17 protein-coding genes and 1 pseudogene are annotated in these 23,344 nt (G+C 70.4%); 9 read left to right on the forward strand and 9 right to left on the reverse strand.

Going from position 1 to position 23,344, the window contains the following annotated elements:
* Window positions 1–8: 8 nt before the first annotated feature.
* Window positions 9–1,046, reverse strand: coding sequence for an agmatine deiminase family protein (locus MRBLWO14_RS12755; RefSeq protein ID WP_341933534.1), 1,038 nt, complete (start codon window positions 1,044–1,046; stop codon window positions 9–11).
* A 77-nt stretch (window positions 1,047–1,123) separates the two neighbouring features.
* Here MRBLWO14_RS12755 and MRBLWO14_RS12760 point away from each other — a divergent pair, with 77 nt between their 5' ends.
* Window positions 1,124–1,771, forward strand: coding sequence for a TetR/AcrR family transcriptional regulator (locus MRBLWO14_RS12760; protein ID WP_341933535.1), 648 nt, complete (start codon window positions 1,124–1,126; stop codon window positions 1,769–1,771).
* 10 nt (window positions 1,772–1,781) lie between these two features.
* Window positions 1,782–3,155, forward strand: a complete 1,374-nt coding sequence (locus tag MRBLWO14_RS12765) for an aminotransferase class V-fold PLP-dependent enzyme (protein WP_341933536.1) — start codon at window positions 1,782–1,784, stop codon at window positions 3,153–3,155.
* A 125-nt stretch (window positions 3,156–3,280) separates the two neighbouring features.
* Here MRBLWO14_RS12765 and MRBLWO14_RS12770 read toward each other — a convergent pair whose 3' ends face one another.
* Window positions 3,281–4,348 carry an alpha/beta hydrolase gene (locus tag MRBLWO14_RS12770; protein ID WP_341933537.1) on the reverse strand — a complete coding sequence of 356 codons (1,068 nt, stop codon included), beginning with the start codon at window positions 4,346–4,348 and terminating at the stop codon, window positions 3,281–3,283.
* A 63-nt stretch (window positions 4,349–4,411) separates the two neighbouring features.
* Window positions 4,412–4,945 carry a WHG domain-containing protein gene (locus MRBLWO14_RS12775; protein WP_341933538.1) on the reverse strand — a complete coding sequence of 178 codons (534 nt, stop codon included), beginning with the start codon at window positions 4,943–4,945 and terminating at the stop codon, window positions 4,412–4,414.
* 86 nt (window positions 4,946–5,031) lie between these two features.
* On the opposite strand from MRBLWO14_RS12775, the pseudogene MRBLWO14_RS12780 reads away from it, so the two are divergent.
* Window positions 5,032–5,622: pseudogene (locus tag MRBLWO14_RS12780) on the forward strand (MBL fold metallo-hydrolase); the annotation flags it as partial.
* A 138-nt stretch (window positions 5,623–5,760) separates the two neighbouring features.
* On the opposite strand, the gene MRBLWO14_RS12785 reads toward MRBLWO14_RS12780, so the two are convergent.
* Genes MRBLWO14_RS12785 through MRBLWO14_RS12795 form a run of 3 tightly spaced genes read right to left on the reverse strand, consistent with a single transcriptional unit; the run spans window position 5,761 to window position 9,121 of the window.
* Window positions 5,761–6,330, reverse strand: a complete 570-nt coding sequence (locus MRBLWO14_RS12785; protein ID WP_341933539.1) for an isochorismatase family protein — start codon at window positions 6,328–6,330, stop codon at window positions 5,761–5,763.
* Window positions 6,327–7,787 (reverse strand): cytosine permease, encoded by a 1,461-nt coding sequence (locus MRBLWO14_RS12790; RefSeq protein ID WP_341933540.1) that lies wholly within the window; start codon window positions 7,785–7,787, stop codon window positions 6,327–6,329. Before MRBLWO14_RS12790 ends, MRBLWO14_RS12785 begins: the two co-directional genes overlap by 4 nt.
* A gap of 47 nt (window positions 7,788–7,834) precedes the next feature.
* A complete protein-coding gene (locus tag MRBLWO14_RS12795) occupies window positions 7,835–9,121 on the reverse strand; it encodes a M18 family aminopeptidase (RefSeq protein WP_341933541.1) in 1,287 nt (428 codons plus the stop codon).
* Window positions 9,122–9,336: 215 nt separating this feature from the next.
* Between MRBLWO14_RS12795 and MRBLWO14_RS12800 the strand changes: the two genes are divergently transcribed.
* From MRBLWO14_RS12800 to MRBLWO14_RS12815, 4 genes are all read left to right on the forward strand, one after another.
* Window positions 9,337–14,880, forward strand: coding sequence for a hypothetical protein (locus MRBLWO14_RS12800; RefSeq protein ID WP_341933542.1), 5,544 nt, complete (start codon window positions 9,337–9,339; stop codon window positions 14,878–14,880).
* A 236-nt stretch (window positions 14,881–15,116) separates the two neighbouring features.
* Window positions 15,117–15,983, forward strand: coding sequence for an EamA family transporter (locus tag MRBLWO14_RS12805; protein ID WP_341933543.1), 867 nt, complete (start codon window positions 15,117–15,119; stop codon window positions 15,981–15,983).
* A gap of 79 nt (window positions 15,984–16,062) precedes the next feature.
* Window positions 16,063–16,479, forward strand: a complete 417-nt coding sequence (locus MRBLWO14_RS12810; RefSeq protein WP_341933544.1) for a GNAT family N-acetyltransferase — start codon at window positions 16,063–16,065, stop codon at window positions 16,477–16,479.
* A 327-nt stretch (window positions 16,480–16,806) separates the two neighbouring features.
* Window positions 16,807–18,585, forward strand: coding sequence for a DUF222 domain-containing protein (locus MRBLWO14_RS12815; protein ID WP_341933545.1), 1,779 nt, complete (start codon window positions 16,807–16,809; stop codon window positions 18,583–18,585).
* 141 nt (window positions 18,586–18,726) lie between these two features.
* Here MRBLWO14_RS12815 and MRBLWO14_RS12820 read toward each other — a convergent pair whose 3' ends face one another.
* Window positions 18,727–19,134 carry a VOC family protein gene (locus MRBLWO14_RS12820; protein WP_341933546.1) on the reverse strand — a complete coding sequence of 136 codons (408 nt, stop codon included), beginning with the start codon at window positions 19,132–19,134 and terminating at the stop codon, window positions 18,727–18,729.
* 11 nt (window positions 19,135–19,145) lie between these two features.
* Window positions 19,146–19,799, reverse strand: coding sequence for a response regulator transcription factor (locus MRBLWO14_RS12825; protein ID WP_341933547.1), 654 nt, complete (start codon window positions 19,797–19,799; stop codon window positions 19,146–19,148).
* Between the two features lie 225 nt (window positions 19,800–20,024).
* Here MRBLWO14_RS12825 and MRBLWO14_RS12830 point away from each other — a divergent pair, with 225 nt between their 5' ends.
* Window positions 20,025–21,236 carry a histidine kinase gene (locus tag MRBLWO14_RS12830; protein ID WP_341933548.1) on the forward strand — a complete coding sequence of 404 codons (1,212 nt, stop codon included), beginning with the start codon at window positions 20,025–20,027 and terminating at the stop codon, window positions 21,234–21,236.
* Window positions 21,237–21,473: 237 nt separating this feature from the next.
* On the opposite strand, the gene MRBLWO14_RS12835 is transcribed toward MRBLWO14_RS12830, so the two are convergent.
* A complete protein-coding gene (locus MRBLWO14_RS12835) occupies window positions 21,474–22,217 on the reverse strand; it encodes a GntR family transcriptional regulator (RefSeq protein ID WP_341933549.1) in 744 nt (247 codons plus the stop codon).
* A 172-nt stretch (window positions 22,218–22,389) separates the two neighbouring features.
* Between MRBLWO14_RS12835 and MRBLWO14_RS12840 the strand changes: the two genes are divergently transcribed.
* Window positions 22,390–23,316: a phosphate/phosphite/phosphonate ABC transporter substrate-binding protein gene (locus MRBLWO14_RS12840; RefSeq protein WP_341933550.1), complete on the forward strand. Its 927-nt coding sequence runs from the start codon at window positions 22,390–22,392 to the stop codon at window positions 23,314–23,316.
* Window positions 23,317–23,344 lie beyond the last annotated feature (28 nt).

The following is a 23,344-nucleotide window of genomic DNA, read 5'->3' on the forward strand; positions in this document are numbered from 1 at the left end:
GCGCTCGCTCAGCGACCGGGGGTGCGGGGCTGCTGCTGCGTGATGCAGTGGATGCCGCCGCCTCGATCGAAGAGCGCACGCGCGTCGACCGTGACGACGCGACGCCCGGGGTAGGCGTCGGCGAGGATCTCGCGCGCTGCGGCATCCGCCGCCGCGTCCCCGAAGCCGCACGCCACGACGCCGTCGTTCGTGACGAGGTGGTTGACGTAGCTCCAGTCGACGAAGCCCTCCTCGTCGCGCAGCGTGCGCGGAGCGGGCAGACCGATGATCTCGAAGCGGCAGCCCGCGGCATCCGTCTGCTCGGCGAGGTGCGACCGCAGCTCGCGGGTGACCGCGTGGTCGGGGTGGTCGGGGTCGCGCTGGTCGTGCAGCAGCAGGCGCCCGGGGGAGACGATCGTCGCGACGATGTCGACGTGTCCGTTCGTGCCGAAGTCGTCGTAGTCGCGGGTGAGGCCCCGGGGCAGCCAGACCGCCTTCGTGGCGCCGAGGGTGCGAGCCATCTCCGCCTCGACCCGCTGCCTGTCGGCATACGGGTTGCGGCGGGGGTCGAGGTGCACGGTGTCGGTGAGCAGCACGGTGCCCTCGCCGTCGACGTGGATGCCGCCGCCCTCGTTGACGAGCGTCGAGCTGACGAGCTCGGCTCCCACGGCGCCGGCGACGACGCGGGCGTGCTGGGCGGCCTTGCGCCACTGCGCCCACTCGGGGGCGCCCCATCCGTTGAAGATCCAGTCCACGGCGCCGAGGACGCCCGGGCGCTCGTCGTCGATCACGAACGTGGGGCCGGAGTCCCGCATCCAGAACTCGTCGACCGGTGCCTCCACGATGTCGATGTCGCGGCTCAGCATGCGCCGTGCTCTGGCGATCTCCGCGGGGTCGACGACCATCGTGACGGGCTCGAACTCGGCGACCGCGTGGGCGACGGCGGTCCAGGTGCCGTAGCCCTCCTCGCGCTCGGCCGCGGTGTCGCCGAGCGTCGGACCCTCGGCGGGGAACGCCATCCAGGTGCGCTCGTGGGGTGCGGTCTCGGCGGGCATGTGCCAGGCCATGGGTGCTCTCCTCGCTGTCGATCGTCTCGCATCCGCGCTATTGAACATGCGATCAACGAGTGCTACGGTAACCCCTGGTGAACACCACGTCAAGAGCCCCCTCCCCACGCCGGCTGCCCCCGGAGGAGCGCGAACGCTCCATCGTCGACGCCGCCGTCGCGCTCGCGGCCGAGAGCGGACTGGAGGCGCTGACGATCCGCGCGATCGCCGCCCGCGTCGGCGTGACGCCCGCCCTCGTGGCCCACTACCGCCCGGTCATGGAGTCGTTCGTCGCCGAGGTCTTCACCGCGATCGTCTCGGCCGAGCGCGACGAGGTCATCGCGTCGTACGACCCCGACGCCGACCTGCGGGCGAACCTCCTGCAGCTCATCGAGACCCTGCTCGACGAGCACCGCGACGACGTCGCCGTCGTGTGGGTGCAGTCGTGGGCGCTCGGCGCCCGCAACGAGGCACTCGGCGCCAGGGTGCGCGCGGAGATGGACCTGTGGCAGAGCGCGCTGGAAGACCTCATCGCCCGCGCGATCGCCGACGACCCGCACTCCACGGTCGACCCGGGCTCGGCGGCGTGGATGCTGCTCGCCATGGTCGACGGAATGAGCGCGCACTCGCTCGTCAAGTGGGCTCCCCGCGACAGGGCGGCGCTCGCGCGTCGCACGCTCGCGGCCGTGCTCGACATCCCGGCGGACGCCGTGTCGCCCGTCGCACAGACCTCGACAGACAGGTAGGAAGAACCCCATGGGCGCAGAACGCATGCACGCGGCATCCGCGGAGTCGACGGCGATCGTCGATGCCGTGCTCGACTACTCCCGACGACGGATGCTGGCCGCCGACGTGCCGCTCGACAAGCCGCAGACCCCGGCGGAGCTGAACCGCCTCGTCGGCAGGACCATCACCGACGGGGGTCTCGGCGCGCAGCGGGCGCTGAGCGTGTTCGAGCACATCCTCGCCCCGGCGTGCCTCACCACGAGCCACCCCTCGTACCTGTCGTTCATCCCGACGGCCCCGACGATGGCGGCGATCGCGTTCGACCTCGTGGTGTCGGCATCCGGACTCTACGGGGGCAGCTGGCTCGAGGGCGCGGGGGCGGTGCACGCCGAGAACGAGGTGCTGTCGTTCCTCGCCGCCGAGTTCGGTCTGCCGGCCACGGCCGGCGGCGTCTTCGTGCAGGGCGGCACGATCGGCAACCTGTCTGCGCTCGTCGCTGCCCGGGAAGCGGCGCGGGCGCGACTGGCGGAGCGCGGCGTCGAGCCGCCCGCACGCTGGAAGATCGTGTGCAGCGTCGAGGCGCACTCCTCGAACACCTCGGCCGCGAAGGTCATGGACGCCGAGGTGCTGCTCGTGCCGGCCGGCCCGGACGGGGTGCTACGAGCGGATGCCGTGCGCGAGGCGCTCCGCGAGCACGGCGACGAGATCTGCGCCGTCGTGGCCACGGCGGGCTCGACGAACTTCGGGATCGTCGACGACATCGCGGGCATCGCCGCGCTCAAGGACGAGTTCGACTTCTGGCTGCACATCGATGGCGCCTACGGGCTCACCGCGATGCTCGCGCCCGAGGCGCGGTCGATCTTCGCGGGGGTCGAGCGCGCCGACTCGGTGATCGTCGACCCGCACAAGTGGCTCTTCGCGCCGTTCGACTGCTGTGCGCTGATCTACCGCGACCCCGAGGCGGGGCGCCGCGCGCACACGCAGCACGCCGAGTACCTCGACACGCTCACCGAGGGCGACGACTACAGCCCCTCGGACTACTCGATCCAGCTCACCCGGCGTCCGCGCGGGCTGCCGCTGTGGTTCTCGCTCGCGACGTACGGCGTCGAGGCGTACCGCGAGGCGGTCGGTGCGACGATCGCGCTCACGCGACGCATCGCAGACGAGATCGCCGCGCGGCCCGAGCTCCGTCTCGTGCGCGATCCGCAGCTGTCGGTCGTGGTGTTCGAGCGCGAGGGATGGGAGCGTGCCGACTACGACCGCTGGTCCGCCGCGCTGCTCGACTCGCAGCGCGCCTTCGTCGTGCCGAGCTCGCACCGGGGGCGACCCAACACCCGGTTCGCCATCCTCAACCCGCTCACGACCTTCGACGACCTCGTCGGCATCCTCGACACGATGCGCTGACTCGCGATGCCGATGCGCTGACTCCTGATGCCGAGCCACCCCCTCGTGCTCGAGCAGCCCCCTTGCGACCTCTCGCAAGGGGGGTGGTTCGGTCGAAGAGGGGTGGCTCGCGGGGGAGGATGGCCTCAGCGGGTCGTGTGCGCGGCGAGGAAGTCGAGCGTCTGCTGCAGCGCCGTCTGGGCGTCGGGCAGGTCGAGGTGGAACTGGTACTCGTGCGGCAGGGCCGGTTCGTGCGGCGCGGGCCAGAAGAGCGTCGTCACGTCGACGCCGAGCTCGTCGAGGCGCTTCGCCATCGGGATCGACTGCAGCCAGGTGAGGCCGTCGCCGTTGCCGCCCGAGATGTAGGTGGCGGGGAAGTCGGCCGTGACCCAGTCGATGGTCGACATCGTGGCACCCGTGGAGTCCTCGGCCCAGGTCTTGGTGCCCGAGTACGCCCACATCGCCGACTTGAAACCCCAGCCGGGGATGCCGTCGAGCTGCGCGAGCGCCGCGAGGTCGTACACACCGCAGTTGAGGATGGTCGCCGCGACCTGCGACGGCTGGAGGGCCGGCTCGATGTCCATGATGTCGGCGTAGTCGGGGCTCGTGATGAGCGTGGCCATCTGGCTGGCCAGCTGTCCGCCGGCTGAGTCGCCGGCGAGCACGATCTGGTCGGCGTCGACGCCGAGCTCGTCGGCGTGCTCGTCGATGTATGCGAGCGCCTCGTTGAGCTGGTGCACGGCGAGCGGGTACACGCCCTCGGGTCCGATCGTGTAGTTCACGCCGATCGTCGTGTAGCCCTCGCCCGCGAGAATCCGCAGGTACGGGTCGACGTTCTCCTTCTCGCCCGAGATCCACGCGCCGCCGTGGATCCACACGATCGTGGGGAGAGTCCCGGTGGCGGATGCCGGAGCGAAGACGTCCATCGTGGTGTCGGCGCCCGCGTCTCCGTACGACACGTCGAGTGTCTCGGTGAGGTCGGTGTCCGGCACGTGCCTGTCCATCTCGGCGGCCGTCTCATCGCCGCCCTTCTCGAACACCGAACGGATGAGCATCGCCGAGGGCCACGGCGTGAGGGCACTGACGACGGCGGCGATCACGACCACGGCGACGATGATCAGCAGCGCGATCTTCGTGCGGTGCCAGGGGCGGCGGGGGCGCCGCCCGGTCGTCTCGGTCGGTGCACTCTCGTCGGTGGGCGCGCTCGCGGTCATGGGGATCCCCTCTCCGCGCAACAGTGTTGCAGTATTCCGGTTGCTGCCGCACCTGTCGGGTCGTCAGGCGGGGCGGCCGCCGAGTCCGCGCACGATGCCCTGCAGCCCGTAGGCGAACGCCCGGTCGACGTCGCCGCCGAGGCGGAACGACCCGGCGAGCTCCATCTGCAGGAAGCCCGTCGCCCAGGCGGTGAAGAGGCGTGCGGCGTCGAGCGCGTGCTCGGCTCCCACCAGTGACTCGCAGGCGCGGAGCACCGGCGCCGACGCGCGGTGCAGGGCGTCCTCCGGAGCGACCGGGGTGAACAGCAGGCGGAACGCCTCCGGTCGGTCGTGGGCGAATCGGCGGTACACGGCCGCCAACGCGGTCAGATCGTCGTGGCTCGACGCGAGCCGGGCGGCGAGGTCGTCAGCCGCCTCCGTCGCGACCGCCTGCAGCAGGGCTTCGCGGTCGCGCACGCGTTTGTAGAGCGAGGGGGCGCGCACGCCGACGCGAGCGGCGACGGCCTGCATCGTGACGCCGGCGGGGCCGCTCTCCTCGAGCAGGGCGCAGCCCGCCTGCACGACGGCCTCGGTGGTGGTGCGCTCGGGGGTCGGCATCCGGTTCTCCTGTCGTTGCGAGCCATGGCTATTGACAGTAGCTATGATAGCTACGTAACGTAGCCATCGCAACCGAAGGGACCGCCATGAAGCTCGCACCGCACCTGCACCGCCTGGGCAACGACATCGTCGCCTCCTACCTGATCGACCTGCCGGAGGGCATCACTCTCGTCGACGCCGGGATGCCGGGGCACTGGCGCGACCTGCAGCGCGAGCTCGCGGAGATCGGCCGACCTCTGGCCGACGTCCGCGGCGTCGTGCTGACCCACGGCGACAGCGACCACATCGGGTTCGCCGAGCGGCTGCGCCGCGAAGCGGGGGTGCCGATCCACGTCCACGCCGCCGACGCGCATCGCGTCCGCACGGGCGAGAAGCCCAAGACCGCGATGGGCCCGTCGCGCCTCGGACCGATGCTCGGATTCCTCGCGTACGGCATCCGCCAGCGCGCGCTGCGCACGCCGCCCGTGACCGAGGTGGTGGAGGTCGCCGACGGCGACGTGCTGGAGCTCCCAGGAGCGCCCGTGATCATCGGGATGCCGGGGCACTCGCCGGGCAGCGTTGCGGTCCACGTGCCGGCCGTCGACGCGGTGTTCGTCGGCGACGCGTTGACGACGCGTCACGTGCTGACCGGACGCGACGGGGCGCAGCCGGCGCCGTTCACCGATGAGCCGGAGCGCGCGCTGGCGTCGCTCGACCGGCTCGCCGCCGTTCCGGCATCCTGGGTCCTGCCCGGCCACGGCGCGCCCTGGCGAGGCACCCCGGCCGACATCGCGAAGGCCGTGCGCGCGGCCGCCTGGCGCCGCGCGGGACCCGCGTCAGCGGTCGGCGAGCACCGAGGCCGTGTCGCGGACCGTCAGCTGGGGCGGATACAGACCCATGACGTGCAGGGCGGCGGCGTGGTTCTCGGCCGTCGATCCGGCGCACGCGTCGGCGGCGATGGTCACGCGGGCGCCGGCATCCGCTGCGGCGAGGGCGGTCGAGATCACGCAGCAGTCGGTCGACACCCCGGCGAGCACGACGTGCGCGCCTCGCCCGACCACGGCCTCGATGGCGTCTCCCCACTTGCCGAACGTCGGCAGGTCGACGGTCGGATGCGGCGACAGGTCCCGCGCCTGGGGCACGAGGTCGAACAGCGGGTCGCTCGCCGGTCGGTCCGCGAAAGGCCACTCGGCGAAGTAGTCGCCCCAGGCCGTGTCGCGGTCGCCCGTCGGCATCCATCGGGTGACGATCACGTTCTCGCCGAACGACGCGGCGAGCTCGCGGATGCGCCCGATCGCGTCGCCGAAGAACGGCGATCCCCAGGCCGAGTCGGGGGAGGCGAAGATCGTCTGCGGGTCGATCACGACGAGCCAGGACGGGGTCCCCGAGCCTGTCGTCGCGCTCACGCCGTCTGCTCCTGGCGGCGGATCCTCCCGGCGCGCGCGAACCACGTGACCGCGAACGACAGCACGAGCGCGAAGAAGACGCCGAGGTTCGCGTAGGCCCACTCGCCGTCGCGGCCGCCGATGAGGAACAGCAGATACCCCTGCCAGTTGTTCCACGGCGCGGCATCCGCGAACGAGTTCACGACGAAGCCCCAGCCGATCACGCTGGCGACGACCAGGGTGCCGATCGACGTCCAGTCCCAGGCGCCGTAGCGTCCGCGGCTGTCGAACAGCGCCGCTTCGTCGTAGTCTGCCCGACGGCGGAGGATGTCGGCGATGAGAATGCCGGCCCACGAGGCGAGCGGCACGCCGAGCGTGATGAGGAAGCTCTGGAACGGACCGAGGAAGTCGGTCGCGACGAACACGACGTAGATCGTGCCGAGAGTCAGGATGACGCCGTCGATCGCGGCCGCCGACGGGCGCGGGATGCGGATGCCGAGGCTCAGCAGCGTCAGGCCGGACGAGTAGATGCCGAGCACGGCACCGGAGACGAGCGCCAGGACGGCCGTCAGCAGGAAGGGCACGAGCACCCACACGGGGAGGATCGTGGCGAGCGCGCCGATCGGGTCGCCCGCGATCGCGTTCAGGAGGTCGTCGTCCGAGCCGCCGAGCAGCAGACCGAACACGACGAGGATGACGGGGGCGACCGATCCGCCGATCGTGTTCCACGCGACGATCGCCCCGTCGGAGGCCGTGCGCTTCTGGTAGCGAGACCAGTCAGCGGCGATGTTGATCCACCCGAGTCCGAATCCGGTCATCACCATCACGAGCGCGCCGATCACCTGGCCGATCCCGCCGTCGGGGCGCGCCAGCACGGCCGCGAGGTCGATGGTGGGCGCGGCGAGGATCACGTACAGCACCGTCACGATGCCGGTGATCCACGTGAGCACCGACTGCAGCCGCATGATCGTGTGGTACCCGAGCACGGATGCCGCGACGATGAGCGCCGCGACGATCACGGTCGCGATGATCTTCAAGGCGATGCTGTCGCCGTCGCCGCCCAGTTGCGAGATGACGGTGGCGGTGGCGAGCACCGCCATGATGGCGAGGAACGTCTCCCAGCCGATCGAGGTCAGCCACGACACGATGCCGGGGATCTTCTGCCCCTGCACGCCGAAGGCCGCGCGCGACAGCACCATGGTCGGCGCGGAGCCGCGCTTGCCGGCGATCGCGATGAGTCCGCACAGCAGGAACGACACGACGATGCCGACCACCGACACGAGCGTCGCCTGCCAGAACGAGATGCCGAAGCCGAGCACGAACGACCCGTACGACATGCCGAACACCGACACGTTGGCCGCGAACCACGGCCAGAACAGGTCGCGGGGCTTCGCGGTGCGGTCGGACTCGGGGATGATCTCGATGCCCGCGCGCTCGATGAGGGCGCCGCGGGTCTCCACCGGCTGGATCTGCGTCATCTGCTCATGATGGCACCGCAGCAGGGCGGTGGGGCAGAGCGTGACGATCAGCCGGCGAAGAACGCTCCGGCGACGCGCGTCAGGTCATGCAGGTCGGAGACGCCGGCGAGCTCGCGGGCGGAGTGCATCGACAGGATCGGGATGCCGACGTCGACGGTGCGGATGCCGAGGCGGGTCGCCGTGATGGGTCCGATCGTCGACCCGCAGGGCACGTTGTTGTTCGACACGAACTCCTGGGTCGCGACGTCGGCGGCGTCGCACCAGTCGCGCCAGGCGGCGGAGCCGACGGCATCCGTCGCGTAGCGCTGGTTGGCGTTGATCTTGAGGATCGGGCCGGAGCCGAGCACGGGCTGCACCACGGGGTCGTGCTTCTGCGCATAGTTCGGGTGCACCGAGTGGCCCACGTCGCTCGACAGGCACCATGACGAGGCGAAGGCCTGACGGCGCTGCGAGGAGTCGGCGCCGAGGGCGTCGTACACGCGGCCGAGGATGTCTTCGAGGAACGGTCCGGCCGCACCGGAGCGCGAGTTCGAGCCGAGCTCCTCGTGGTCGAACGCGGCGAGCACGGCGATGGGTCCGGAGGCGGCGACGCCGGCCTGCGCGAGCGCGACGACCCCCGCGTGCACGGACGCGAGGTCGTCGAGGCGGCCCGAGGCGAAGAACGCGTCGTCTTTGCCGAACACCGCGCCGCGCGCCGAGTCGGCGATGACGACGTCGTAGCCGCGGATGTCGGATGCCGAGAGGCCGGCCGATCCGGCGAGCTCGGCGAGGATGTCGGCCTCGGCGACGTCGCCGATGCCCCAGACGGGCTGCGTCTCGGCCTGCTTGTCGAGCGCGAGGCCGTTGTTGTTGACCCCGCGGTCGAGGTGCACGGCGAGCTGGGGCAGACGCAGCAGCGCTCCGGTGTCGGCCAGCACGACGCGTCCGTCGGCGAGCGCGAGGCGTCCCGCGAGGGTGAGCTCGCGGTCGAGCCAGGAGTTCAGCAGCGGGCCGCCGTAGACCTCGACGGCGGCCTGCAGCCAGCCGCGGCCGCCCGTGGTCGGCTGGGGCTTGAGCTTGAACCCGGGGGAGTCGGTGTGGGCTCCGAAGACGTGGTTCGGTGTCGTCGCCGTTGCGTCCTCCGGCACCGTCCACCCGATCGTCGCGCCGTCGCGGACGACGACGTACCGCCCGCCGGGGCGGATCTCCCACGCCTCCTCCTCGTGCAGTCGCTCGAACCCGGCGTCTTCGAGGCGACGGGCCGTCTCGGCGGCGGCGTGGTAGCTCGACGGGGACGCGGCGACGAAGTCGGCGAGGTCGTCGGCGTGGGCGAGGGCGTCGGGGGTGACGGGCATGGTCGACCTTCCTGATGGCGTCCTTCGATCGTAATCGGAGGGGCGCGGGGCGCAGGCGGGCGGCGGTCGTTCCCGATGGCGCCGCGCTCGCCGCATCCGGTGTTCCAGCATTCTGATATTGGACGTACAGCCCGCACTCAGCTATCGTCCCTTGGCAAGGGAGTTGCGTCGTTACGAACGGCGCGGGGAGACTCCGGGGGAAACAGGGGACAGCTGTGTCTGCACACGCTCACTCGTACATTCGTCGTGCCATTGCGGGGGCCACGGCGGCACTGCTGCTCGCAGCGGGGCTGACGGTCGTCACCGAGACGGTCGCGCCGCTGCCTGCGTCGGCCGCACAGGATCCGACGCAGTGCGCCGGATCGCTGTCGCTCGCGAACGGCAGCTTCGAACAGCCGGCGTTCACCGCAGGCGTGTCGATCGTCAACGAGAATCTCGTGCCGGGGTGGCTCACCACGGCCACGGACAACCAGATCGAGATCTGGCGCTCCCCGGGCAACCCGCGGGCGTACCCCGCCGCTCAGGGCTCGCAGTTCGCGGAGCTCAACGCCACCCAGGCGAGCATGCTCTACCAGGACGTCGCGACCACGCCGGGGCAGACGCTCTACTGGTCGCTCAAGCACCGCGGCCGTGAAGGCACCGACACCATGCGGGTCATGATCGGCGTGCCAGGCGGCACGCTCGTGAACGTGAGCGGCCCGCTGGCCGACGGCACCGCCGCGTGGGGCACCCACACCGGCTCGTACACCGTGCCCGCAGGCCAGACCACCACCCGGTTCGGATTCCAGGCCGTCAGCACCGCCACCGGCAACCAGTCGGTCGGCAACCTGCTCGACGACATCGCCTTCGGCACCGGGCCGTGCCTCATCTCGACGAAGACCGTCGCGAACCTCACCCGCGGCGGCACCACCGCCGAGGTCGGCGACACCCTGCGCTACACCGTCACCACCCGCAACGATGGCGGCAACCCGGCGCTGCAGTCGATCTCGACCGACGTCCTCCCCGCGGGCATCGACTTCGTCCCGGGCTCCCTCCGCATCGTGAGCGGAGCCGGAGCCGGTGCGCTCACCGACGCCACCGGCGACGACCGCGGCGAGTACGCCTCGGGCTCGCGCACCGTGCGCGTGCGGCTCGGTGAGGGAGGAACGGCCACCGCCGGCGGATCGATCAGCGCCGGCACCGCGACCTCGTACACGTTCGACGCCAAGGTCAGAGCGGATGCCGCGGCGACCACGATCGTCAACGAAGCGCGCGTCGCGTTCCGCGAACCCGTCACGAACATCGACCGCACCTCGGTCACCCAGGAGGCCGTCACCCCGGTGAACCCCGCGGCCGACCTCGCGATCACCAAGACCCTCGACACTGCGCCGCTCGTGGCCGGCCGACCCGCGACCTTCACGATCGGCGTCACGAACAACGGTCCGCAGACAGGCACCGGCGTCACGGTGACCGACGCGATCCCCGCCGGCCTCACGGGCGTGCAGGCGACCCCGAGCTCCGGCACCTGCACCGTCACGGGCACCGTGTCGTGCGCGCTGCCCGACCTGGCCGTCGGCGCCAGCGCCACGATCACCGTGACAGGCACGGTCTCGCCGTCGTTCACGCCCGGCGCCGCGCTCACGAACACGGCCACCGTGTCTGGGTCGCGCTTCGACCCCGTCGCCGCCAACAACACCGCGACCGCATCGGGGACCAGCACCGCCCTCGCCGACGTCTCGGTGACGAAGACCCACTCGCCCGCCGCCCCGGCGGCCGGCCAGAACGTCACCTACACGCTCACCACGCAGAACGCCGGACCGTCGGAGGCCCGCGACGTGCGGTTGAGCGACCCGCTCGACCCCGAGACGACGTTCGTCAGCGTGTCGACGCCGCAGGGCACCTGCGCGGTGGCCGACGGCATCCTCGACTGCGCCCTCGGCACGCTCGCGCCGGGCGCGACCGTGGTGACCACCGTGGTCGTGCAGATCGCGGCCGGAGCGACCGCGGTCGTGCAGAACTCCGTCGCCGTCACGAGCAGCACCCCCGACCCCGACCCGAGCAACAACGTCGACACCACGAGCTTCCAGCCCGAGATCATCGCCGACCTCGCGGTCGTGAAGACGGCGTCGGCCGCCCAGGTCGCCGCGGGCGGCACGGTCGACTTCTCGCTCGCCGTCAGCAACCTCGGCACGTCGGATGCCGTCAACGCCGCACTGGTCGACACCGTCCCGACCGGGTTCACGGTCACCGGCGTGCAGGCGCCGGCCGGCGCGAGCTGCACCTTCACGGCGACGGACGTGCGCTGCGTCTGGGACCTGCTCCCCGTCGGCGGGCCGACCACGGTCGTCGTCAACACCGTCGTCGCCGCCGACGCCCCCGTCGGATCGGTGATCAACACGGCATCCATCGCGTCCCCGGCCGATGACCCGAACCCGGCGAACAACTCCGATTCCGCCGAGGTCGAGGTCGTGCAGAGCGCCGACCTGGCGATCGTGAAGTCCGCGCCGGCGACGGGCGTCCCCGGCGGGGCGTTCGCGTACACCCTCGTCGTCACGAACGGCGGCCCGTCGGTCGCCCGCGGCGCCACGCTCTCCGACACGCTGCCCGCCGAGCTCCTCGGGGCGACGGTCGCGGATGCCGGCTGCGTCATCGCCGCCGGCACCGTGTCGTGCGAGCTCGGCGACCTCGCGCCCGACGCGTCCGTCACGGTCACCGTGAACGGCACGTGGAGCGCGACCGCGACCGGGACGATCCGGAACACGGCGACCACGACCTCGTCGACCCCCGACCCCGACACGGGCAACAACTCCTCCACGGTCGACGTCGCGCTCACCCCGAGTGCCGACGTGAGCGTCGTGAAGACGACCACCACCCCGAGCGTGCCGCTCGGCGGCACCGCGTCGTTCATCATCACCGTGAGCAACGCCGGGCCGTCGGCCGCCGCGGGTGTCGTGGTCTCCGAGCTCGCTCCGCCCGGACTCGCCGTGACCGCGGCGACGCCGTCGCAGGGCACCTGGGCTCCCACCGACCACCAGTGGACGGTCGGCACGCTGCTGCCCGGGGAGTCGGCCACGCTCACCGTCACGGCGACGGCCACGGTCGTCGGCACCCACACGAACACCGCCACCGCGACCTCGCCGACGCCCGACCCCGATCCGTCGGACAACACGGGCACGTCGACCGTCGAGGTGACGCCGTCGGCCGATCTCGCGATCGTGAAGACGAGCTCCGTGAACCCTGCGCCGTCGAACGGGCCGATCACGTACACGATCGTGGTGACGAACAACGGACCGAGCCCGGCATCCGCCGTCGCGGTCTCCGACCCGCTGCCCGCCGCGCTGCTGAACGCCACGACGCCCACCGCAGGGTGCTCGATCACGTCGGGAACGCTGAGCTGCGCGGTCGGCACGCTCGCCGTGGGGGCGACGTTCACGGCCACCGTGAGCGGAGTCGTCGACCCCGCAGCGCCCGGAACGACCCTCGCGAACACGGCGACGGTCACCTCGACCACCCCCGACCCCGACCCCTCGGACAACACCTCGACCGTCGAGGTGCCCATCGCCGGCACCCCGCGCGTCGAGCTCGTCAAGAACGTCGCGGCTCCCGTCGACGCCACGGGAGACGGCCGGATCGGCGCGGGTGACACGGTGTCGTACACCTTCACGGTGCGCAACACCGGCGACGTCACGCTCACCAGTGCCGCCATCTCCGACCCGCTGCTCGGTGCGGGCGCGCTCGACTGCCCGACGCTCGCCGCACCCCTGGCCCCCGGGGCGTCGGCCGCATGCGGACCCGTCGTCTACACGCTGACCCAGGCCGACCTCGACGCGGGCGACGTGCACAACGACGCCTCCGTCGTCGCGGAATCGCCGCGAGGACAGGCGACAGACGACGCCTCCGCCGACGTCGTGGTGCCCGCCGTCAACAGCATCGTGCTGACGAAGACGCCCAGCACCGTGATCGACGTCGACGGAGCGGGGCAGGTCACGGCCGGCGACACCATCGCGTACACGTTCACGGTCACGAACACCGGCACCACGACGCTGCAGAACGCGGTCATCACCGACCCGATGCTCGGCGGCACGGTCGTCTGCGCAGCGCTCGACGGCACGGCGCTCGCGCCCGGCCAGTCGGTGCAGTGCGCACCGGTCGATTACGTGCTCACGCAGGACGACATCGACGGAGGCGTCGTGCGCAACACCGCCACGGTGACGGCTGACGCCCCCGACGGCACGGTGTCGGACACGGCATCCGCGTCGGCCGACATCGACCGCACCGCGGGCATCGAGCTCGTCAAGACGCCAGGACAGGTGCAGGACGCGGATGCCGACGGCGCGATCGGCGCGGGCGACACGGTGTCGTACACGTTCACGGTGCGGAACACCGGCACGACGACGCTCACCGACGTCACGGTGGCGGACCCGCTGCTCGGCGCAGGGGCGCTGTGCACCATCCCGCTGCTCGGCGTCGGAGGATCGGCGGACTGCGGGCCGTACACGTACGAGCTCACGCAGCAGGACATCGAGGACGGGCGCCGCCCCAACACCGCGACGACCTCCGGAACGAGCCCGCTCGGTCCGGTGGGCGACACCGCAGCGGCCGAGGTCGTGTTCGCCGGCACACCGGCCGTCGAGCTCACGAAGACCCCTGCGCAGCCCGTCGACGTGAACGGCGACGGCATGATCGGCGCCGGCGACACCGTCGCGTACTCGTTCACGATCCGGAACACGGGAACCACCCTGCTCACCGACCTCGTGCTCGACGACCCGCTGCTCGGGGGAGCCGTGGACTGCGCGGCGCTCGACGGCCTCGCGCTCGCACCGCAGACGTCGGTCGACTGCGGTCCCGTCGACTACCTGCTGACGCAGGCCGACATCGACGCCGGAACCGTTCGCAACACCGCGACGGTGACGGGTCAGTCGGTCGCCGGGCCAGCCGACGACGACGCCACGGCTGACGTCACCGTCATCGGCACGGACCTGCTGACACTGCTGAAGTCGGCCGCCGCGGTCGTCGACGCCAACGGGAACGGACGGACGGATGCCGGCGACACCATCGCCTACACGTTCACCGTCACGAACACCGGCACGACGACGCTGACCGGCGTCGCGGTCTCCGATCCGCGCCTCGGCGGCGACGTCGTGTGCGCTGCGACCGAGCTGGCTCCCAGCGAGTCGACCGTGTGCCAGGGTCCGGCCGCCGTGCTGACCCAGGCCGAGATCGACTCGGGCGAGATCGTCAACACCGCGACCGCCACGGGTACAGGGACCGGCGGACAGCCCCCGACGGCCGAGGACACCGTCGTGACGCCGCTCGTCGTGCAGCCGGCGATCGCGCTCGAGAAGACCGGCGGCGACTACGTCGACGCGAACGGCTCCGGCCGCATCGACGCCGGCGACACGATCGCCTTCCGGTTCGTCGTGATCAACACCGGCGCGAGGACGCTGACGGACGTCGTGATCGACGACCCGAAGCTCGGAGGGGCGCTGGACTGCGGCATCCCGACCCTCGCTCCCGGCGCGACGGCGTCGTGCGGGCCCGTCTCGTACACGCTCACCGCTGCGGACGTCGCGAACGGGACGGTCGTGAACGTCGCCACCGTGAGCGGCGCCGCCGGGACGATCATCGTCACCGCGGCGGCGACCGCGACCGTCGACGTGACGGCGCTCGCCACCACCGGTGGCGTGATCACCGGGCTCGGCTGGGCGCTCGCCCTGCTCGCGGTGGGCCTGCTCGCGCTCCTCGTCGCGCGGGTGCGGCGCCGCGAGATCGCGGAGTGAGGTGGAGGTGAACGGGATGCCGACGGCATCCCGTTCACCTGCCGGCCACGTTCGCGGGGTACGGTGGTCTCGATAGCGCCTAGGGTTCCGGGGCGCGGCGGAGATCCTCGGATCGCCGTCGCCCCGACTGGTCCGAGCGGCGCCACGGCAGCCCTCCGCAGGGCCGCCGTCATCTGACAGGACAAAAGCCCGGAGGACCCTGTTCGTCGCGCCCGCGGCGGATGGAAGGGTCTCCCGTGTCGACACTCGCCTTCGTCCTCGTCATCGCCGCAGCGGTCTCGCACGCCGCGTGGAACGTCATCGCGCACGGCGTCAGTCGCGCGGGGACGCCGTTCCTGTGGTGGGGTGCCGTCGGCAGCACGGTCGTCTGGGCCGGTGCGATCCCGTTCACCGGCGGCATCGGCACCGACGACCTCCTCGCGTTCGCCCTCGGGGTCGGCGTATCCGGCGTGCTGCACGTCGTCTACATGGCCGTGCTGCAGCGCGGCTACCGCGAGGGCAACCTCTCGACCGTCTACGCGACGGCGCGCGGCACGGGGCCGTTCCTGTCGGTGATCGTCGCGGTGCTTCTGCTCGGCGAGCGGCCGTCGATCGTCGCACTCGTGGGCGTCGTCGCGATCATCGTGGGAGTCGTCGCGATCGGGCTCGTCGACCGCGGTCGCGCGACCCGGCGCGGGCGGGGGATCGACCTCGGGATCGTCTTCGGACTCCTCACCGGGGTCGCCATCGCCGCGTACACGATCTGGGACGCCAACGCCGTCCGCACCTGGAACCTCTCACCCGTCGCGTTCATGGTCGGGACGACGCTGCTCGAGATCCCCTTCTACTCGCTCGGAGTGCGGCGCCGCTGGGCGGCCGTGCGGATGCTGTGGCGCACCCAGTGGCGCAGGATCATCGCGTTCAGCATCCTCTCCCCGCTGTCGTACATCCTCGTGCTCACCGCGATCCAGATCGCACCGGTCGCGCTCGTCGCGCCGCTGCGCGAGGTGAGCGTCGTGCTCGTGAGTCTCTTCGGTGTCTTCGCGCTGAAGGAGAGCAGGCCCGGGTGGCGCATCGCCGCGTCGGCCGTCGTCGCCGCGGGGATCGTGATGCTGGCACTGTAGATTCGACCCCGTTCGCTGTGTGAATGGGGTTGTGGTGGTGTGGGAGTTCCGGGCGGCTCGTCCGTCGGATGCAGGGTGGATGGCCGAGCTGCGCGCTGTCGTGATGCGGCCCGATCTCGAACGGCTGGGGCGCTTCGATGCGGTGCGGGTGCGGAGCCGGTTCCTCGATGCGTACGCGCCGGAGCTCACGCGCGTCATCGTCGTCGACGGAGCGGATGCCGGACTCGTCGCGGTCCGGCCCGAGCGCACCGAGACCTGGATCGAGCACTTCTACCTGGATCCGTCGCTGCAGGGGAGGGGGATCGGCGGCTCCGTGCTGTCGACGCTGCTCGCGGAGAGCCCGGCCGCCGGACCGTTCCGGTTGAACGTGCTGCAGGGGAGTCCCGCGCGGCGGCTCTACGAGCGGCACGGTTTCGTGCAGGACGCCGCAGACAAGATCGACGTCTTCATGACCCTCCCCGCGCCGGGGCGAGACGCTTCCACCGCAGGTCGTTGAGCGGGCGGAGCGAGACGAGACGTTCTCGTGTTGGTCGTTGAGCGGGCGGATGTGCCCCCTCCCCGGGTCGTTGAGCGAGCGGAGCGAGACGAAACGTACCCCGTCTGGTCGTTGAGCGAGCGGAGCGAGACGAAACGCGGTGACGTTCCGGTCGTGGTCGTTGAGCGAGCGGAGCGAGACGAAACGCGGTGACGTGCCGGTCGGGTTCTGTGCCTCGTTCTGGGCCTTTCCAGTAGCGTTCCAGAGTTCTGGAATACCCTTCTGACCGGGCTCGTTTTTGCGTGGTTTCCCCGTGTGAATGTCGGTGGTCGCGGGTTGACTGTCCGTATGACCCATCCCGCCGAGACACTCGCTCAGGTCGTGTCCGACCTGGATGCGGTGCTGTCCGACAACACCCTCGCGGGGTTGTCCGACGCGGATCGGGTGCGGGTGTTGCAGGCTGCGGGTGCGGTGTTGCGGCGGGTGGACGCGGTGGTGGTGGAGACTCTGGGGTCGACGAACCCGGTCGATCTCGCCCACGGGGCGGGATGCCGCTCGGCGCAGGAGTTGGTGCAGCGCACGCTGCTGGTGGACGGGGCCGGTGCGGGGCGGGTGGTGAAGGCGGCGGGTCTGGTGCGGCGGGAGTCGAGTCTGGTGTCGGGGGAGTGGTTGCCGGCTCGGTGGCCTGCGGTGCGGGAGGCGCTGCGGGACGGGGTGATCGGGGTGGCGGGGGTGTTGGCGGCGACGGGCCCGGTGGAGCGGATCCGTGACCGGATCGGGGCGGAGGAGCGGTTGGCGGCGGATGCGTTCCTCGCCGACACTGCCCGCGGTCTGACCGCCGAGGACGACGATGGTGACCTCGAGGGCGAGGGCGAGGGCGAGGGCGAGGGCGAGGGCGAGGGCGAGGACGAGGGCGTCGAGAGCTCAGGGGCGTCGGGGGAACCGGCCCGGGGCCCGGGGGTGATGCCGGAGGATCTGGGGCGGGTGGCGCAACAGATCGCGCTGGTGTTGGACCCTGACGGCCCCGACCCCGATGACCAGCAGGCGTTGCAGCGCCGCGGCCTGACGATCGGGCGCCTGCACCAGGGTCTGCATCGGATCACCGGGCACCTCCTCCCAGACGCGGCCGCACAACTCCAGGCGGTGCTGGATGCCATGCTCAACCCGAAGGTCGACGGCCCACCCCACCCGACCGGCGTCCGCTTCGCACCCTCCCCGGGTGAGGACGGCAACACCTCTTCCGGTGTCGGGCGTGACATCGCCGTCGATCCCGCCGCCGTCGATCCCGCTGCGGTCGATCCCGCCGGGGTCGAGTCCGCCAGGGACGAGCCTGCCGGACCCGATCGCGTTCCCGTCCCGGTGGAGGGGTGGAATGCGGATCCTCGGGCGGTGATCGACCCCCGCACGCCTACCCAGAAACGTCATGATGCGTTCGCGGCAGCGGTGGGGATCGCGGCCCGACACCAGGACATGCCCTCCCTGGGCGGCGCCGCACCGACCCTGGTCGTCACGGTCGATGCGACAGACCTCGCCGCGCACACCGGGCGGGCGCGGCTTCCCGGGTCGGACGCGACGATCCCCACCACCGCGGCCGTGCACACGGCCTGCTCCGGGGTGATCCAGCGGGTGCTGATCGATCAGGGGAGGATCGTGGGGATCACGGTCACGGACCGGGTGTTCACCGTGCATCAACGGCGGGCGATCATCGCCCGCGACTCCGAGTGCCTCATCCCCGGCTGTCATGTCCCGGCGGCGTGGTGCGAGATCCACCACGTCACCGAACACGCCCGCGGTGGGCCGACCTCCACCGACAACGGGGTCCCGTTGTGCTGGTGGCACCACCGCTCCCTGGCCACGTCCGGGTGGGAGATCCGCATGAACGGCGGCGTCCCCCAAGTCCGCGGACCCGCCTGGTGGGACCCCACCCACCACTGGCACACACCCACCCACACCACGAGATCACTCAAGAGGGAACGGATCGGTAGGGAGCCTCGCGCTGCCCAGACCCAGACCCAGCCCCAACCCCAGACCCAGACCCAGCCCCAGGCGCCCACGCCGCAACCGCTCTCGATCAGGACCGGCCGAAGCCTCACCGGCGTCGATGACGGGTGGCCACGCACGGGGTGAAGGACAGCCCCCGACGTCATCGACGCCACCTCGACGTGACACGACCGGTGACCCGCGGCGCGAGCGGGACCGCGAGCGTGACTGCGAGCGTGGCTGCGGCCGTGACTGCGACCGCGACTGTCGGAGGAGCACCGACCGCGATCAGCCGTCGCCGTGAGTCGCCCTCGTCGCAACGATCTCGGCCTTGAACCCGGCGCTGTTCTCCAGCCAGCCGGCGTAGTGGTCGGGGCCGCCCGCATGCGGATAGCGATCCTGGTACAGCGGACGCCATCCGTGCGCGGACGCATCGACCATGACCGCATCGACCTCGGACCCGTCGTCGACCGAGAACGCGACATGATTCACGCCCGGTGCCCGACGGTCATGCTGCGCACCGGACAGATTCGGAGACGTGGTCAGCGTCAGATATGCGCTACCCGCCTCCCACGACTCGCCCTCGGGCCACGAGCTCACGCGCTCGAAGCCCACGCGCTCCAGCAGCCATCCCCACTCGGCGCGAGCCTCTGCCAGATCAGCGACCCACAGTTCGACGTGATGGAACCCAGCCACCCCGCGCGGCCTCAGCGGAACTCGACGAGACCCGCCTGAGCGGCGGTCACGAGGATCTGCACGCGATCGCGCACGTGCCACTTCGACATGATGCGGCCCAGATGCGCCTTCACCGTGCCCTCAGACACGATCAGCGAGCGCGCGATCTCCGCATTCGACATGCCCTGTGCCAGCCGCTCCAGCACCTCGCGCTCGCGCTCCGTCAACTCCTCGAGCGTGCCGTCGCCGCGCGCCGGCTCCGTATCGCGCACGTGCTTGATCAGAAGCGACGCGATCCGCGGCGACAGCGAACTGGCACCGCTGTACACCTCGCGCACCGCAGCGACGATGCTGGCCGCACTCGAATCCTTCAGCATGTACCCGGACGCCCCCGCACTCAGCATCGGCAGAACGGTGTCACTGCCATCGAGCGTCGTCACGGCCAGCACCCGCACCTCCGGCCAGCGCTCCGCGATCACAGACGTCGCCTCGATTCCGTCCATCTCCGGCATCTGGACGTCCATCATCACGACGTCCGGTTTCTCCCGTTCCACCGTCGCAATGCCTTCGACGCCGGTCTCGGCCTCGGCGATCACAGTGATCTCGGGGTCGCGCGACACGAAGTGGGAGAGCGCAGAGCGCACCAGGGGGTCGTCATCGACGATCACAACGCGGATTTCCGGCATGAAGAGAGCCTACCTGCGGCGCGCCGCAGAGCGAAGAACTAGACGTTTGGCTAGCGAGCTCTAGCCGAAAGACAGATGTGCGCCGTTTCGAACCCCGAGAAGATGAGTTCACGACTTCACAAAAGACCAACTTTGGAGGTGAACAACTATGACTTTCTGGCAGGGTGTTGGTAAGTTCTTTGGCTTTACTCGCTAATCTACCTGGCGAATAGGAGATACTGAAGCATGGCTTATCGTCCGAGAAGGGAGCGCGGAACACGCGCGATACGACTCGGACGGGGTGAGAAGCTGATCGCGGTAGAACGCTTCTTCGTTCTCGCGATCCTCGTGACGATCCTGACCGTCGATGTGATCGGGTACTTCGTCCCTCCGGGGGTGGACCCGTTCGTCGCCGCAATCGGAGTAGCCACGACACTGTCGCTCGCCTTGTATCTCTGGTCGCCTCTCTATGCGACATGCGCGCTCGCACTCGTGTTCGCGCTCTCGTTCCTCACGGGCAGTGAGTCCCAGGTCTTGACCGCCGCCGCCTTCGCGGCGGGTCTGATCATGCGTCTGGGGTGGAACGCCCTGATCTTCTCCTATGCCGGGCTCTTCCTCGTTGCGACCGCGATCGTCGTGTCGGCGGATTCAGAAGGCCCGGCCAACATCACCGTCGGCATCTTCCTCATCGGGGCTGCCGTCTCCGGCGCGGTCGGTTACGCACTGCGCCTGGCTTTCGCCCGAGGGCGCAAGCTCGAGATCGAACTGGCCGAGAAGGCCGAACAAGAACGTCAAGCAGTGCTCGCCGAGCGGCGTTGGATCGCCGGCGAGCTCCACGACAGCATCGCGCACCACCTCACGGTGGTGTCTTTGCATGTGCAGATGCTCGACGACGACAAGGCGAGCGAGTCGTCCCAGGAGGCGATCCGCATCGCCGCACGCAAGGCGATGACCGACCTCCGCTTCGTCATCGACCTCGCAGACGACGGACCGCGCTCGTCGGGCATGCCCGCGGGCGACCTCGCGGCCTCGATCACCGAGGCGAAAGAGGAACTGGAATCCGCCGGTCACTCCGTGCGCCTCGGCGGAGACCCCGCAGACGAACGCATCCCGCGCGCAGCGGAGATCATCTTCGCGCGCATCATGCGCGAGTCCGCCACCAACGCGCTCAAGTACGCGGGCCAGGGCGAGATCGAGATCCTCCTCGACGTCACAGACGAGTCCGCCGCGCTCACCATCAGCAGCCCCCTCTCGGCCACCCCTCGCCGCGAGCTCTCATCGAGCCGCACGGGGATCGGACGCATGGCAGAGCGGGTCCTCGGCGCCAGCGGCGAATTCGACGCGGGCGAGGTCGACGGCCGATGGGTCGTCGCCGCGCGCCTGCCGATCGCGCGTCAGGCCGTGCGCGCATCGGAGGAGCCCGCACCGGCTCCACCGAATCCGCCGCGCACCAGATAGAGTCGCAGGAACGAGCCGCTCCCTCGGAACAACTCCGTCTGAGAACTAGACGAAAGTCTAAGCAAGATCTCGACGTTCGACGGTGTTCCATGGTGCATCCGGCCGCTTACCTTGGTAATACCCCAGAAATAGCGCATCCCCAGCGCTGTGATCGCGAGCGCGATCCTTGGAATCTGATCCCCATCGCGCTCGCGATCAGCTTCTTAACGAGAAGCCCGTCGCCCCGGAACTCCCGCGTCAGCCGCCGACCGCGCGCATGTAATGCCCATCGGTCGAGATGCCGGACGCAGCCACGGTGAAACGCACGACTTCGCTCAGATACCTGTCTTCCGACGCTTCGAAGATCCGCCCGTCGGCGTCCCGCGAGATCCGGCTGAGCCGCAGGATCGGCGTTCCCTGCGCGACGCGCAGCAGCGCAGCATCCTGAGCATCGGCCGCCACCGCGTCGATCTGGTGCTCCAAGCCGACGATGGGATGCCCGATCGACGCCAGATACTCCGTGATCGAGACCTCGTCGGTGTCGACCTCGAACAGGCGTCGACCCGGGACCTCCGTATAGAAGAGACGCTCGAGCATGGTCGGACGTCCATCCAGCAGCCTCAGTCGTACGACGCTGACGATCGTGTCGTCGGGCGCGACGCCGAGCAGCTCGGCGCGCTCACCCGCGCGCCGGAGACTGAGCTCCTGCGTCTCCGCCCCGGGCGTCACGCCCAGGTCGCGCGCCCAGCGCGTGAACGGCACCGACACGTCGACCGCCTGATTGGCCTTCACGGCGACCACGCGCGCCGGTCGTCCGCGGCCGGTCTCGATCAGCCCCTCGGTGCGCAGGCGGGCCAGCGCGTTGCGGATCGGTCCGCGAGACGTGCGCCACCTCTCGGCGAGCTCTGCCTCGGTCGGCACGTCGTCTCCGGGGCGGAGGGCGCCGGAGGCGATCTGCTCCCTCAGCTCATCGGCGATCTGGGTGTACACAGCTTCGGCCACATAGGCATACTACTTGGCCAGACCGCGCACTGATGTGCTGTTCCGCGGGAGTTCATCCGGGGAAATGCTCGGTGAACGACCTCTGAACTCTTCCGAGTTAGGTACATACCTCTGCATCCGCCCTGTCAGAGTTGCTCGTGGATCACTCCCCTCCCACCTCTGAAAGGTCCTCATGAAGCTTCGCGCTCTCTCCGTTCTCGCCGGTGCGGCGGTCCTCGCGCTCGGCCTCGCCGGGTGTTCCGGCGCCGCCGAGGCGACCGGAACCGACGCCGACTCCGCGCAGGCGGGCAGCGGTTTCGCGGTCGACGAGAACACGCTCGTCTTCGGCGTCGTGCCCGACTCGGTCGACACCGAGACGAACTACCAGCCCCTCATGGACTACATCGCCGAGATCACCGGCAAGACCGTCGAATACCACGAGTCGACCGACTACGCCGCGCTGATCGAAGCGGCCGTCGCCGGCAAGGTCGACGTCGCATCGTTCTCGGGCTTCACCTACGTCACCGCCACGAACAACGGCGCGAAGCTCACCCCGATCTCGTCCATCGTGACCGAGGAGGGGCAGGAGCCGGGCTACTACTCGCAGGCCATCGTCCCCGCCGACAGCGACATCTCGAGCATCGAGGACTTCTCGGGCAAGAAGGTCTGCTTCGTGGACCCGTCGTCGACCTCGGGGTACCTGTTCCCCTCGTACAACCTGCTCGAGGCGGGCATCGACCCGAAGACCGACATCACGCCCGTCTTCGCGGGCAAGCACGACGTGAGCGTGCAGAAGGTCGGCGAGGGCGTCGAGTGCGAGGTCGGCTTCGCGGAGGACTCCGAGGTCGAGAAGTCGGATGCCGTGAAGGTCATCGACGAGACCATGGTCCCCGGCGCTCCGCTCGTCTACTCCTCGACGCTGCCCGACGACGTCTCCCAGAAGCTCATCGACGGACTCGGCGAGATCACCATCGACGACATCATCGCCGCCGGGATCGACGGAGCGGACACCGACTCGTTCCGCAGCGTCTTCTACGCCACCAAGCCGGTCGACGACGCGTACTACGACCTCATCCGCGACATCTGCACCGAGACCGAAGCGGAGCAGTGCCAGGCCTGACCCGGCCTGAACGAGGCGGAACGCGTCG

It is taken from the genome of Microbacterium sp. LWO14-1.2 (genome assembly GCF_038397715.1).
Lineage (GTDB): Bacteria > Actinomycetota > Actinomycetes > Actinomycetales > Microbacteriaceae > Microbacterium.

Excerpts from the sequence above, each read along its gene's own strand:
- MRBLWO14_RS12825 (WP_341933547.1), bottom strand. The coding sequence starts at position 19,799 with ATGCCGGAAATCCGCGTTGTGATCGTCGATGACGACCCCCTGGTGCGC.
- MRBLWO14_RS12765 (WP_341933536.1), top strand. The coding sequence starts at position 1,782 with ATGGGCGCAGAACGCATGCACGCGGCATCCGCGGAGTCGACGGCGATC.
- MRBLWO14_RS12775 (WP_341933538.1), bottom strand. The coding sequence starts at position 4,945 with ATGCCGACCCCCGAGCGCACCACCACCGAGGCCGTCGTGCAGGCGGGC.
- MRBLWO14_RS12755 (WP_341933534.1), bottom strand. The coding sequence starts at position 1,046 with ATGGCCTGGCACATGCCCGCCGAGACCGCACCCCACGAGCGCACCTGG.
- MRBLWO14_RS12770 (WP_341933537.1), bottom strand. The coding sequence starts at position 4,348 with ATGACCGCGAGCGCGCCCACCGACGAGAGTGCACCGACCGAGACGACC.
- MRBLWO14_RS12795 (WP_341933541.1), bottom strand. The coding sequence starts at position 9,121 with ATGCCCGTCACCCCCGACGCCCTCGCCCACGCCGACGACCTCGCCGAC.
- MRBLWO14_RS12830 (WP_341933548.1), top strand. The coding sequence starts at position 20,025 with ATGGCTTATCGTCCGAGAAGGGAGCGCGGAACACGCGCGATACGACTC.
- MRBLWO14_RS12810 (WP_341933544.1), top strand. The coding sequence starts at position 16,063 with ATGGCCGAGCTGCGCGCTGTCGTGATGCGGCCCGATCTCGAACGGCTG.
- MRBLWO14_RS12815 (WP_341933545.1), top strand. The coding sequence starts at position 16,807 with ATGACCCATCCCGCCGAGACACTCGCTCAGGTCGTGTCCGACCTGGAT.
- MRBLWO14_RS12840 (WP_341933550.1), top strand. The coding sequence starts at position 22,390 with ATGAAGCTTCGCGCTCTCTCCGTTCTCGCCGGTGCGGCGGTCCTCGCG.
- MRBLWO14_RS12790 (WP_341933540.1), bottom strand. The coding sequence starts at position 7,787 with ATGACGCAGATCCAGCCGGTGGAGACCCGCGGCGCCCTCATCGAGCGC.